Consider the following 14,014-nt stretch of genomic DNA (forward strand, 5'->3'; position numbering starts at 1 on the left):
TATATGATGTACAGGAGCGGTAATATTAAAATTAAAGGCTTATCATTTATCTGCCTTTTAATGAGCGCGGTGTTGTTGATGTCTTTTCTGATTACTCCCGGCCATACCACCGTATACCTAGCGGGTGATTCAACAATGGCCAATAAGCAGCCAAAGGCATTTCCCGAGACAGGCTGGGGAATGCCTTTCAGCGCTTTTTTTGATAGTACGGTAGTTGTTGACAACCGTGCGCAGAATGGCCGAAGCACTAAAACGTTTATTAGTGAAGGCTTATGGAGTTCTATTATCGGCAGTTTAAAGGAAGGCGATTATGTATTTATACAATTTGGCCATAATGATGAGGTACCCACTAAAAAGAGCTATATCAATGAGCAGGGGTTCCGGGATAACTTAGCAAGGTTCGTCCGCGAAACCAGGGAAAAAAAAGCAAACCCGGTATTGCTGACACCAGCAGCGCGAAGAAAGTTTGATACAACAGGAACCCTAGTTGGCACACATGAAGTGTATTCGGCCATAGTGCGTAAACTGGCAGCAGAACAAAAGGTCCCGCTGATTGACCTGGACAGGGAAAGCCAGGCTTTATTGCAAAAACTCGGGCCCGAGGGATCAAAAAAGTTGTTTAATTACCTTACTCCGGGAGAAAGTATTAATTATCCGGAAGGCCGGGCTGATGATACGCACTTTAATGAGTTGGGAGCCCTGAAAATGGCCGAAATAGTTTTAGCAGGCATCCGGTCGTTAAAGCTTGGACTTACCCCGCATATCGCGCATTCAAATGTTAAACCTTTATATGAAAAATAAATTACTGTTCGTTACGCTATTAATTATAAACGGACAGGTTCTTGCGCAACAAAAAAAAGGACTATCCGTAACTGGTGCCAGTTATATCTCTAAAGTATGGGTGGCAGATCAGGGTAATGGCACCTATAAAAATCCGGTGATAAATGCCGATTATTCCGATCCTGACGCTATTCGCGTTGGCGATGATTTCTATCTTGTATCTTCAAGCTTTGAAGCAATTCCAGGTTTGCCTGTTTTGCATTCAAAAGATCTGGTTAACTGGAGCATCTTAGGTTACGCGTTATTGAAGCAGCCACCCTTTGATCATTTTGACGTACCGCGGCACGGCGATGGGGTTTGGGCCCCCGCCATCCGCTATAACCATAACGAATTTTATATTTATTATCCTGACCCTGATTTTGGCATTTACGTGGTAAAAGCTAAAAACCCTGCCGGTCCCTGGAGCAAACCCGTTATGGTAATGGAAGGCAAAGGTATAATAGATCCCTGCCCGCTGCTAGATAGCGACGGCAGCATGTACCTTGTGCACGGCTTTGCAGGCAGCCGGGCAGGTATAAAAAGCGTAATCGCTGTAAACAAATTAAATAATGACGGAACCAGGGTAGTTGACGATGGCGTGATTGTTTATGACGGGCATGAAATGGACCCTACCATAGAAGGCCCGAAGTTTTATAAGCGTAACGGGTTTTACTACATTTTTGCTCCGGCTGGGGGCGTTCCTACAGGCTGGCAACTGGCGCTGCGTTCAAAAAATATCTATGGGCCATATGAGCGGCGGGTAGTAATGGATCAGGGGAAAAGTAGCATCAATGGCCCGCATCAGGGTGCATGGGTGGATACACCAACCGGAGAAGACTGGTTTCTGCATTTTCAGGATAAGGGCGTTTATGGGCGCGTAGTGCATTTACAACCAATGATCTGGAGGGATAACTGGCCTGTTATTGGTGTGGATAAGGATGGTGATGGCAAAGGCGAACCGGTATTAACGTATAAAAAGCCCAATGTTGGTAAAATCTTTCCGGTGAGCACTCCGCAGGAAAGTGACGAATTTAATACCATATCTCCGGGCTTACAATGGCAATGGATGGCTAACGCGAAGTCCGTATGGATGTTTATGAACACCAATAAAGGCGCTTTGAGGCTTTATAGTTATCAACCCCCAAATGATGCCGCTAACCTGTGGTTTACGCCAAATGTGCTATTACAAAAGTTTCCGGCTGATGAATTTATGGCTACCGCCAAGATCACCTTTACGCCTAACTTAAAGCTGGAGGGTGAAAAAACGGGACTTACCATTATGGGTTTCAGCTACGCTAATATAGCCATGCAAAGTAGAAAGGATGGCATATACCTGGTATTTACTACTTGTACAGAAGCAGATAAGGGCAAAAAGGAGCTGGAGGAAGTGATTACGAAGCTATCGTCACCAACTGTTTACCTGCGTGTTAAAGTAACGAAGAACGCTGTATGTAACTTCAGCTACAGCACCGATGGAATAGATTATAAAAATACCGGCAGGCAATTTACGGCCGAGGCAGGCCGTTGGATTGGGGCCAAGATTGGCTTGTTTTGTACGCGTACAAGCCAGATCAATGATTCGGGTTATGCTGATGTAGACTGGTTTAGGGTAACGCCTAATAATTAACACGTTGTGTGGGTTATATTGGAACCGGTATCCATGATTTGTTAATCAGCAATAAATAAAAATAAACGAAGATGATCCGGTTAGTTTATCATCACCAAAATGAATTCGTATGAGAAGTAATCAGCTTATAAAAAGGTGTCTGCTTATTATTGCCATCCTTGCACAGTGTTCATTGATGTTACAGGCTCAAAACAAGCAGCCTTATTCGCAGCGCATGACACAAACGGTTATGACTATCTGGAAAGACAGCCTGACAACCGGCGACAAGTGGACTTATGACCAGGGCGTGATTTTGAAAGGCATAGAGGGCGTGTGGCAACAAACAGGCGACAAAAGATACTTCACCTATATACAGCGATGTATGGACAGATATGTTACGCCCGACGGCAATATCCGCACCTATCGGCAAGCTGATTATAATATAGATAACGTATTGTGCGGCCGTAATTTGTTGACGTTATATAAAGTGCTGGGTGCCCAAAAATACTATAAAGCGGCAACGTTGCTGCGTGAGCAACTGCGGAAACAACCGCGTGTACCTGAAGGAGGCTTTTGGCATAAAAACCGTTATCCAAACCAGATGTGGCTGGACGGTTTATATATGGGCGAGCCTTTTTATGCTGAATATGCTGCCGCTTTTCATGAAGATACGGCATTTAATGATATAGCCAGGCAATTTATCCTGATGGAAGAAAAGGCCCGCGACACAAAAACCGGGCTGTTGTATCATGGCTGGGACCAAAGTAAAAAAGAACGTTGGACTAACCCGAAAACCGGCCAGTCGCCTAATTTTTGGGGCCGGGCAATGGGTTGGTATGGGATGGCATTGGTTGATGTGCTTGATTATTTTCCGGCGCAGCATCCCAAACGCGTGGAGTTACTGGCAATACTTAACCGGTTTGCCGCGGCAATTGTTAAATATCAGGATGAAAATTCTGGCTTGTGGTACCAGGTACTTGACAAAGGTTACGCCAAAGGGAATTATCCGGAAGCATCAGCATCATGCATGTTTGTATACACCATGGCAAAAGCGGTGAGGCAGGGATACTTACAACCAACCTATTTACCCGCCATTCAAAAAGGCTATAACGGAATTATCAAAAAGTTTATTGAAACAGATGCAAATGGACAGTTAAATCTTAACGGCACCGTGAGTGTATCGGGGCTTGGAGGGAAACCATACCGGGATGGGAGTTACGAGTATTATTTAAGCGAAATGGTAATAACTAACGATGCTAAAGGTGTCGGCGCATTTATATTAGCCAGCGTTGAGGTAGAGCGCCTGCCCGATGTGTATAGCGGAATGATAAAACAATAATTCTGGTAGTCTAAAAAATCTTATGTATCATAATTATCACTAATTCCATTGCCGATTATAGGAATGGGGTCGCCACTAATATGCTTTAGATTTTTAACTTTGATCCGCTATGAAATGGATCACGCGTGCCCGTCCTAAAATTGACCGTATTGCCTGCCCGTGGCTCATCAAACGCTTCATTGATCCTGAAGGTGAAATTATCTACGTTCCGTACGAGGAAGTGCTGGTGAGGGCATCAGAGCTGGATGCTATCCCTTTTGATATTCCCAATGTAGAGTATACCCACTACGAAGATCAATGCACCTTTGATTATTTCCTTAAAAAACACCAGTTAAAAGATGCAGCTTTAAACCGGCTTGCCTCGATAATCAGGGGCGCGGATACCGACCGTCACGATTTTGCACCGCAATCAGCCGGGTTGGAAGCGGTATTTTCGGGGTTAAGACATGATATTGCCGATGATCAGCAACTCCTGGCATTAGGCATGGTGATCTACGATGGACTATACAACTGGGCCAAATACCTCCATAAACAAAAGCATACAGATGGACCTGTTGAACAGAGGCTTATAGAGGTTTACCACCAGTACCTCAAGACTAAAGGAGATAAAAAACCGCCGTCCTGGACAAAGGAACTTAAAGAGATGATCCAGGATCAAATCGATACCAATATGAGCCTGAGCCTGCAACAGGCGTCTGAAGAGCTGGAAATCAACCCTGCTTATTTATCCAGGGAGTTTTCCAAATATTTTGAGAATATGAGTTTTGGCGATTATATCCGGAAAATGCGGATTGAAAAAGCCATTAACCTTATGGGGACCACCACCCACAGCTTCACGGAGATTGCTTACCTGACCGGCTTTTCTGATCAGGGCCATTTTTCGAGGATTTTTAAACAGCATACGGGGCAAAGCCCTTCGGAGTATAAAAAAAGCCTGGCCAAAAAGTAAAATCTGTCCAAATGGTAAATTTTATTCAAGCTTTTCCAGTAGATTGTTTATAGCGTTGCAACCATAAATTTATATATAGTGTATTCAAAAACCTATTCGAAATTTTATCAGGCTAAAACCTCAAAAATTATACTGTTGATGCTGGCCATCGGGTTATTTTGTCTGCAGCTTCATGCACAGCAATCCGGCAGCATTTACCTTGATTCCCTGCTCAGCACGGCGGCCCGTAATTATCCGCTGATTAAAGCCAAACGTTTGCAGACCCAGGGATTGCAATATGCCGTTAAATTACAGCAAAACGGCATCATTCCTTCTATAAATGCATCTTACCAGGTAGATTACGCTACTTACAACAATATTACGGGTATGATTTACCCGCAATACATTACACCTATCAGCGGCCCGCCAAGCAAATCAAATGATTATAAAGGCACGCCAGGAAGTGCCGCAGCTCTGAACCTGCAATGGGAGCCTTTTACCTTTGGGCAGCGTGGAGCAACCGTTGAATTGGCCAGGGGGAAACTCAAAAACGGGCAAGCCGACGAAACGCTTACCATTTTTCAGCATAAGATATTTGTGATTAATGCCTGGCTCAATTACCTGCTTACGGCCGACCTGGTTAAAGTTTATCAAAGTAATATCAGCAGGGATGCTTATCACCTGAAACAATCGCAGGCTGTTGTATCAAGCGGGTTAAGGCCCGGAACGGATTCATCTACTTTTCACGCCGAACTGGCTAAAGCACAGATCCAACTCATAGCTTTTGAACGCCGAAGGGATTCATGCCTGATCGTTTTAAAAGAACTTACCGGTGGTAACTTACCCGGTACCCCGGTGGCAGATTCTGCGATGTTTAAGAGCCTGCCTGTTGTTCCACTCAATGCTGATGATACTGAACATCCCGAGCTTAGCTTGCAAAAAACCAATGTACTGACCAATGAGTTAACCCTTAAAACCTACAAAAGAAGCCTTTTGCCTAAACTAACTATCTGGAGCGTGGGTTATGGCCGCGGATCAGGCGTAGCCGCCGATGGGGCGGTTAATAATGGTGATGGATGGCGTTTTGAGCGGTATAATTATGGTATCGGCGCACAGCTTTCTTTTCCTATCATGGAAGTATTTCGACAGAAACCCTTATTCAAACAGCAGCAACTGAATATTGAGACCAGCCGGGAGCAGCTTAAACAAACCGAACTTCATTTGAATACTGAGCGGGAAATCGCAGATTCCGCTTTAACTAAGGCCATACAATCTGCCCGCCTGGCCCCGGAAGCATTGAAAGCGGCGCAGTACGCCTACCAGGCAATACACTCCCGCTATCAGTCGGGGCTCATCAGTTATTATGATGTGATCCAATCCCTGCAATTGCTCTACCAATCGGAAGCCTCGGTTAAGATCGCTTATTGGGGAGCCTGGAAATCTTTATTAACTAAGGCTGCTTACCAGGGCAATATAGATATCTTTTTAAATCAATACGGAAAATGAATATCATCCAGCTTTTATATGGTTCATTAAGAAAACCGGTAACGATCATTGTCGCGGTTATCGCCATCATTTTCTTTTCCGTAATTTCTATTCGCAATATGCCCGTAGATATTTTTCCAAAACTGGGCACCCCAACCATCTATGTAGCACAAACCTATGGCGGCTTGTCTGCCGAGCAATTGGAAGGTTATATCACTTCTTATTATGAATACCACTTTCTGTATGTTACCGGCATCAAATCGGTTGAAAGCAAGACAATACAAGGCGTAACCCTGCTAAAGCTGAACTTTCATGAGGGTACTGATATGGGCCAGGCCACCGGTGAAGTTGTGGCGATGGTGAACCGGGCCAGGGCATTTATGCCACCGGGTACTATATCTCCCTTTGTTACCCGTTTTGACGGCGGCAGTGTACCGGTAGGGCAACTGGTATTCAGCTCAACGCGCTCCCTGTCTGAAGTGCAGGACCTGGCCTTGTTTAAGGTAAGGCCCATGTTCTCAACCCTGCCGGGTGTTTCCGCTCCGCCGCCGTTTGGGGGTAACCAGAGAACCGTACTCATTAAAGCGGATCCTGATAAATTACGCAGTTATAACGTTACACCCCAGGATCTGGTAACCGCCATTGCCAAGGGGAATGTCATCACCCCCTCGGGTAATATTCGTGTAGGCGACCAAACGTTGATCACGCCGCAAAATACGGTTGTGGAAAATATCCAGGACCTGGCTAATATTCCCATTAAAACTGGCAGCGGCCCGACTGTTTTTGTACATGATGTGGCCGCGGTAGATAATGGGGCGGATATTACATCAGGTTATGCGCTCATTAACGACAAACGCTCAGTATATATTCCTGTAACCAAAAGGGCCGATGCTTCTACCTGGGATGTGGTTCAACGGGTTAAAGCGGCATTGCCGGATATGCAGGCTGCCATACCGCCGGATATCAAAGTGAGCTACGAGTTTGACCAGTCGGGCTATGTCATCAATTCGATAAAGAGTTTAACTACAGAAGGGATATTAGGTGCCGTACTCACTGGCCTCATGGTACTGTTATTTCTGCGCGATTGGAGGGGATCGCTCATTGTGGTACTTACTATTCCGCTGGCTTTGTTATCAGCAATTATTTGTTTGAAATTATTCGGGCAATCCATCAATGTCATGACTTTAGGCGGCCTGGCGCTGGCCGTTGGTATTTTGGTAGATGAAGCTACCGTTACTATAGAAAACATCCATCATCACCAGGAAAAAGGCGAACCCAAAGGCCGGGCGATACTAGAAGCTTCTAAAGAGATAGCATTACCCAAGCTGTTAATATTGCTATGTATCCTTGCGATATTTTTTCCGGCATTTTTTATGTCCGGTATTCCCAAAGCGATGTTTTTGCCTTTATCCTTAGCGGTAGGTCTGGCCATGATCGCGTCATTCCTGCTTTCACAATCCTTTGTCCCGGTCATGGCCAACTGGCTTTTTAAGGATCATTTGAGCGAAAAGGCGAAAGAGGGTGAAAAGACGAGTAAATTTAAAGACCGGCATGGCAAATGGCTGAAAAAAGCCGCCACCGCATCTACATTGATTGTTACGGTATACCTGTTGGTATCTGTGGTTGCCGCGGTTTTATTGTTCAATGTTTTAGGAAAAGAATTATTTCCTAAAGTTGATGCAGGCCAATTCCAGGTCAGGATTCGTTTAGCCGATGGCACCCGTCTCGAGCGAACTGAAACTAAAACCAAAGCATTGCTGGCCCTGATAGATAGTTTATCGGGCGGGCAAAAAATAGCCATTACTTCTGCCTTTATCGGCAACCAGGGTTCGTCATACCCTGTTAATGCCATCCACTTATGGACAAGCGGCCCTCAGGAAGCAGTTCTTAAAGTCAATTTCGTGGAGAATGCAGGCATAAATCTCGAAGATTTTAAGGAAACTTTGAGAAAAGAAGTGGCCCTGAAAATACCCGGCATGCAAATTTCCTTTGAGCCGTCGGACCTGGTAGACCAGGTGATGAGCCAGGGCACCAATACCCCTGTACAGATTAGGATATTGGGTAAAAATTTATTACAGGACAGGGATTTTGCGCAGCGGATCCTGGATCAACTACACAAATTGCCATACCTGCGGGATATTACCTATGGCGCACCTCAAAGTTACCCCGCCATGAAACTGGAGTTTGACCGGGTTAGGTTAGGACAATTAGGCTTAACGGTAGATGACGCAAGTAAATCACTGATCGCGGCCACGTCTTCCAGCAGGTTTACCCAGCCCAATTACTGGCTGGATAAAGCTAATGCCACTGCTTACCAGGTGCAGGTTCAGGTGCCGGAGTTTGTCATGAACGACCCTGGTAAAGTAGATAATATCCTGTTGGGTTCAAATGGCGGCAAACAGGTGTTTATGCGGGATGTGGCCAGTTGGAAGATGGGTAGGATAGAAGGGGAGTACGACCGTTTAAACCAAAAGCGTTTTATCACGCTTACAGCTAACCTGCATGGCAAATCGTTAGGCGCTGCCATCAGCGACATTGATAAGATTATTGCGGGCTTAGGCAAGTTGCCCGATGGTATGAAGATCCAGCAGCAGGGCCAGGCAGAAGTGTTTCAGCAAACATTTGATGAACTGCAAACAGGTGTCCTGCTGGCCATTGTCGTGATATTCCTGTTGCTGGCTGTTAATTTCCAATCATTCAGGATTTCGCTGATCGTGATCGGTATTATACCAGGCGTATTGACCGGGTGTTTTTTATTGCTGTGGCTAACGGGCAAAACCTTAAACATTCAATCTTACATGGGTTGTATTATGGCCATTGGCGTGGCGGTGGCCAATGCTATCCTGTTTATCATACAGGCAGAAAGCTATCGTAAACTAAGAACGGAAAATTCATTTCTGATCGGGATCAGGGATAGGACGCGGCCAATCCTGATGACCGGCCTTGCAATGATCGCAGGTATGGTCCCGATGGCATCGGGAATAGGTGAGGGCGGGGATCAGACCGCGCCTTTAGGCATAGCGGTAATAGGCGGGTTATTATTCGGGTTGCTCTTGAGCCTGTTAATTTTACCACTGATCTATCATGCCTTAGCCGGCGATCGCCCGGTTAAGTTAATCTCACTTGATCCCGACGATAAGGAAAGCAAATACTTTACCATTACAGAACCAAACGCATGAAAGCATTACATACATATTTAGGATTAGGCCTGTCGCTGGTACTTGGAGCTTGCGGCAGCAATGAAAATAAGACACCGGTAGCTACGGTGGCGCCGGCAAAACAACCTGTAGAGCTGATTGAACTTAAAGCCGGTAAAGTGAGCAATAAACTCAGCCTCACCGGGGAAATTATACCAAACGACCGCGCCAATATCTATGCCCGTACAGCCGGTTATGTAAAAGATGTAAAAGTGGACATTGGCAGCAAGGTGAGTAAAGGCCAGGTGCTTTGTATCCTGGACGCGCCGGAACTAAAAGCCGGCGAGGCGCAGAGCCGCAGTAACAGCCAGGGAGCTTATTCTAAGTTCCTGTCCAGTAAAAGCGTTTATTCGCGGTTGTTAAAAGCATCCAAAACACCCGGCGCCATATCAGATAACGAGCTGGATATTGCCCGCAACCAAATGAAAACGGATAGCTCCGCTTACGAAGCTTCTAAAGCTGCTACCCGGGCTAACCATGCATTAGAAGATTACCTGGTTATCCGGTCACCATTTAACGGAGTAGTTACCGCGCGTAATATTTTTAAAGGCGATTATGTGGATAATACCGGTAAAATCCTGCTTTTTACTGTAGAGGATAACTCGTTGTTAAGGATCCAGGTGTCGGTACCGGAGGCTTATAATGCTACTAAAATAGAAGATAACCAGGCCTCGTTTACCGTTTCTGCTTTGCCGGGTGTTGTATTTAAAGCCAATCTTGCCCGAAAATCGGAAGCGATCAGCTCAGATACCCGGAGCGAAACATGGGAGTTTAGTTTCCCCAATCAAAAAAAACAGCTTAAGCCCGGGATGTTTGCCCAGATCACCTTAAACGTTGATCGACCTGATCCTGGCTTTACGGTACCTTACAAGGCTGTTGTAACTACGCAGGAACGCAAGTTTGTCGTGAAACTCGTGGATGGCAGAGCGAAATGGGTAGATGTAAAAACAGGGTTTACAGGCAAAGAAAAAGTAGAAATTACTGGTGACCTGAAAGATGGCGATAAACTGGTTAAACAAGCCAATGAGGAGATGAAAGAGGGTGCAACTCTTCCTGTTAAGCAATAGTTGATCAATGTATCACACAGAGGTTATAAATTAATTCCGGGGTTCCAATCGAAACATTGACAGATACACAGGCAACAGTGCTATCAGGGCACAGGTGAGCTTTTCCATAGATCATTTGCCGCAATATGCAATGGCGATCCGTAAGCCTTGCCTTAGTCATATCAAAAAACGGTTTTAAAATTTCAATTTCATTGCTATCTTAACCTGATTTTTTGATAAGATTTGTACCTGAACCCATGCGTAAAGTAGTTCCCTTATTGCTAATAGCAATTATCCTTTGTACTGAACGTGTAAGCGCACAACGCGACACTATAATGGCTTACATGAAGAATTTTACTGTTGCCCCCTGGCTGGCACCGTCAGCGAAAATAACCAATAGTAAAGATAGTGCTGATTTTATCCGAATGGTAACCACACCAGATTCCAGTACCGATAACCAACTTTTCCCCGTCAATGATTATTATTTAAATGGGAAACCCAAACTTCAAGGTGTTTCGAATACAGGTTTAATAGAGGCACAATTACAAGGTGCCTGTATTGAATATTTTCCTAATGGTAAAAGGAAGCGTATTTGCAATTATGAAAAAGGCAGGCTTTCCGGCGATATAACCGAATACTATCCCAACGGCAAAATTTATTTGTCCGGAATTTACAAAAAGGATACATTAATCGTTGCCCAGTGCGCTGACTCAACAGGACGCGTATTAGCCGAAAACGGCAACGGTACTATAATTCTTTATTCTGATGATTTTAAAAACACAATCGGTACTGGTCCTATAAAAGACGGTTTAAAAGACAATGCCTGGAATGGAACCTTAAACGATACTTTACGCTATGAGGCGACTTATAAAAGCGGCAACCTGATTGCAGGGAACAGCTATGCGAAAAGCGGTAATAAATATTCTTTTAATAAGGAATATACTGCCCCTGAATTTATGGGAGGGCTAAACAAATTCGGAAGCTTCCTTGCGAAAAGTATAGTATACCCGCTTGAAGCACGTAATAATAATATACAGGGGCGGGCAATCTTAACCTTTAACGTTGATCGGCAGGGCATCTTACACGATATTCGCTCCATACAAGGGAACCTAATCCTGGCTCAAGAAGCTTTACGGGTGATGCGTTTATCCCCGCCCTGGAAACCCGCCACCAGTTATGGCATTACTGTTGATGTAATTTATTCTGTACCAATAAGTTTTTCATTGGCTTATGAACAACGCTAAGTTAATTTTAAACCAATCCCAACACTTTGCTCGTCCTTGCCCTGGTTTCATCGCTCAAAGCCTCGTTACTGGCCAATGACACGCCATATGAAGGGATCATTTGCCTGAATTTTTGCTGCCAGGCCTCTGTTTTGACGTGGTTTTTAAAACAACGTTCGATAAGCTGGATCATAATAGGTACCGAAGTAGATGCGCCCGGTGAGGCGCCTAACAAGGCTGAGATACTGCCATCAGCAGAGGTAACCACCTCTGTGCCAAATTCCAGCACACCAGTATGTTTGGCGTCCTTTTTAATAACCTGTACACGCTGGCCGGCTATATCCAGATCCCAGTCTTCGGCTTTGGCCGTTGGCATGTAATCCTTAAGTGCGTTAAGCCTGTCGGCAGGCGATTGCATAACCTGAGATATGAGGTATTTGGTTAAAGGCCAGTTATCGCGTCCCACAGCAAGCAGGGGAAGTATATTGTTTAACTTAATAGAACCAAAAAGATCAAGCAGAGATCCTTTCTTCAGGAAGCGGGTTGAAAAACCTGCATATGGACCGAAAAGTAAAGATCGTTTACCATCGATCATCCGGGTATCCAGGTGAGGAACCGACATTGGCGGCGAACCAACCGATGCCTTACCATAAACTTTGGCTTCATGTTGTTTTACCACATCGGGGTTGTTACATACCAGCCACTGGCCGCTTACCGGGAAGCCGCCAAAGCCCTTACTTTCCGGAATTCCTGATTTTTGCAACAAGGGCAAGGCACCACCACCGGCACCAACAAAAACAAATTTAGCATTCAGTTTTCTTTTATTGCCAGTGTTTTTATCTTTTACCGTAATTTTCCAGGTACCGTCGGCATTGCGTTTAATATCTCTTACATCATGATTAAGGCTTATGTTTACGCCTCCTTTTTGTTTAAGCTCATCTATAAGCGCACTGGTAAGGCTGCCAAAGTTTACGTCGGTGCCGATATCCATAAACGTTGCCGATACTTTTTCATCAGGGTCGCGGCCTTCCATCACCAGCGGGATCCATTTCTTTATCTGAGCTTTATCCTCCGAGTATTCCATCCCTTTAAAAAAATGATGCTTGGTAAGGGCCTGCTGACGTTTTTTTAGATATTCAACATTTTCTTCACCCCAAACAAAGCTCATATGCGGCACTTTACGGATAAAACTTTGCGGGTTATTTAAAAGGCCCTGTTCAATAAGATAAGCCCAAAACTCTTTACTGGTTTCAAACTGCTCGGCAATTTTAATAGCTTTTTTTATTTCAACGGTACCATCGGGAAGCTGAGGGGTGTAGTTTAATTCACAAAATGCTGAGTGACCGGTACCTGCATTGTTCATCGGGGCCGAACTTTCGGCAGCGATAACATCCAGGCGTTCAAAAATTTCAATCGTCAGATCGGGCTGCAGCTCTTTAAGCATTACACCAAGGGTGGCGCTCATAATACCTGCGCCAATTAAAACCACATCAACTGTTAAATTTGAACCTGTACCGCTATTAGTCATTTTATTATGATATCCTGCATATGCCGCAGTGTTATTTATAACAAGGTAAACCTCGTTTTTTTAAAATTGTTATGATGGTTTAAGTCCTGCCGCTAATTAACCGGCCCGGCAAAATAAATCAGGCAATTTTAAGAAATTTTTATAGAAAAACTGTCCTTTACCTGTCCATTAAATGCAATAAAATCTATGTTTAAATTGTTTAAACTCCATTTATAGATTAATACCGCATTTGGTATATCAAAACACGATAACACAAAACGGCTAAAATGATGTATATAAGTTAAGAGCTAATCTATAAACCATGATTCTGTTTAAACCATGTATTTGTTTTTGCGCCTTGGCGATGACCATATTTGCTTGCAAACAAAACAAACCGAAGCCTTTATCAAATGATATTTCAAAAACAATAGTTACCGTTGCAGGTAAAAAAAATAGCGTGATCAATAATCCGCGCAAAAAATATGGAGAGGCAACGGTGGGCGATCCATGCGTAAAATGTTTGCTTACAGTTATTCAGGATAGTAAAAGCTACAAAGAAAACACCAACGGTGTTTCGCCGCAAAACATAAATTATACCATTAACTGGGTAAAAGCGTCGGCCCCGGCATTAACACCAGACACGAGTAACAAAACCAACGGTATAAGAGTTGACGTAAAGAAAGATGAAGATGGTGAAGACGCGCGCTTATGCACATATATTTATAACAATACCAGCGGTACCATGTACCTGCTCAATAGCCAGAATAAATATCAGCATGAAGTGTCAAGCATAACACCCGCAATTCTTAAAAAAATCCGCCATAATTGTTACTGGGGTGTGGCATCAGAATAATTAGCTTTGCC

Annotated in this window: 10 protein-coding genes; 9 read left to right on the forward strand and 1 reads right to left on the reverse strand. The window is 44.4% G+C overall.

Annotation, left to right across the window (positions count from 1 at the left end; translation table 11 throughout):
• The first annotated feature begins 3 nt into the window (after positions 1–3).
• The 8 genes from BLS28_RS18595 to BLS28_RS18630 all read left to right on the forward strand — a co-directional run bounded on the left by BLS28_RS18595 (position 4) and on the right by BLS28_RS18630 (position 11,664).
• Positions 4–801 (forward strand): rhamnogalacturonan acetylesterase, encoded by a 798-nt coding sequence (locus BLS28_RS18595; RefSeq protein ID WP_256337482.1) that lies wholly within the window; start codon positions 4–6, stop codon positions 799–801.
• A complete protein-coding gene (locus tag BLS28_RS18600) occupies positions 791–2,446 on the forward strand; it encodes a glycoside hydrolase family 43 protein (protein WP_091170993.1) in 1,656 nt (551 codons plus the stop codon). Before BLS28_RS18595 ends, BLS28_RS18600 begins: the two co-directional genes overlap by 11 nt.
• A 109-nt stretch (positions 2,447–2,555) precedes the next feature.
• On the forward strand, positions 2,556–3,764 hold the full coding sequence (locus BLS28_RS18605) for a glycoside hydrolase family 88/105 protein (RefSeq protein ID WP_218134469.1): 1,209 nt from the start codon (positions 2,556–2,558) through the stop codon (positions 3,762–3,764).
• A gap of 109 nt (positions 3,765–3,873) precedes the next feature.
• Positions 3,874–4,713 carry a chromate resistance protein ChrB domain-containing protein gene (locus BLS28_RS18610; protein ID WP_091170866.1) on the forward strand — a complete coding sequence of 280 codons (840 nt, stop codon included), beginning with the start codon at positions 3,874–3,876 and terminating at the stop codon, positions 4,711–4,713.
• A 78-nt stretch (positions 4,714–4,791) separates the two neighbouring features.
• The gene (locus BLS28_RS18615) at positions 4,792–6,198 is read left to right on the forward strand and encodes a TolC family protein (protein ID WP_091170869.1); all 1,407 of its coding nucleotides are present in this window, start codon (positions 4,792–4,794) and stop codon (positions 6,196–6,198) included.
• Complete coding sequence (locus BLS28_RS18620) at positions 6,195–9,356, forward strand: efflux RND transporter permease subunit (RefSeq protein ID WP_091170871.1); 3,162 nt, start codon at positions 6,195–6,197, stop codon at positions 9,354–9,356. The genes BLS28_RS18615 and BLS28_RS18620 overlap by 4 nt, the downstream gene beginning before the upstream one ends.
• Positions 9,353–10,441 (forward strand): efflux RND transporter periplasmic adaptor subunit, encoded by a 1,089-nt coding sequence (locus BLS28_RS18625; RefSeq protein ID WP_091170874.1) that lies wholly within the window; start codon positions 9,353–9,355, stop codon positions 10,439–10,441. The genes BLS28_RS18620 and BLS28_RS18625 overlap by 4 nt, the downstream gene beginning before the upstream one ends.
• 212 nt (positions 10,442–10,653) lie before the next feature.
• Entirely contained in the window at positions 10,654–11,664 is a 1,011-nt protein-coding gene (locus BLS28_RS18630; protein ID WP_143020816.1) for an energy transducer TonB, read from the forward strand.
• A 7-nt stretch (positions 11,665–11,671) separates the two neighbouring features.
• On the opposite strand, the gene BLS28_RS18635 is transcribed toward BLS28_RS18630, so the two are convergent.
• Entirely contained in the window at positions 11,672–13,171 is a 1,500-nt protein-coding gene (locus tag BLS28_RS18635) for a malate:quinone oxidoreductase (protein WP_091170879.1), read from the reverse strand.
• Between the two features lie 343 nt (positions 13,172–13,514).
• On the opposite strand from BLS28_RS18635, the gene BLS28_RS18640 reads away from it, so the two are divergent.
• Positions 13,515–14,003 carry a hypothetical protein gene (locus BLS28_RS18640; RefSeq protein WP_091170883.1) on the forward strand — a complete coding sequence of 163 codons (489 nt, stop codon included), beginning with the start codon at positions 13,515–13,517 and terminating at the stop codon, positions 14,001–14,003.
• The last annotated feature ends 11 nt before the right edge of the window (positions 14,004–14,014 follow it).

Source organism: Mucilaginibacter gossypii, assembly GCF_900100945.1.
In the GTDB taxonomy this organism is placed as follows: domain Bacteria; phylum Bacteroidota; class Bacteroidia; order Sphingobacteriales; family Sphingobacteriaceae; genus Mucilaginibacter; species Mucilaginibacter gossypii.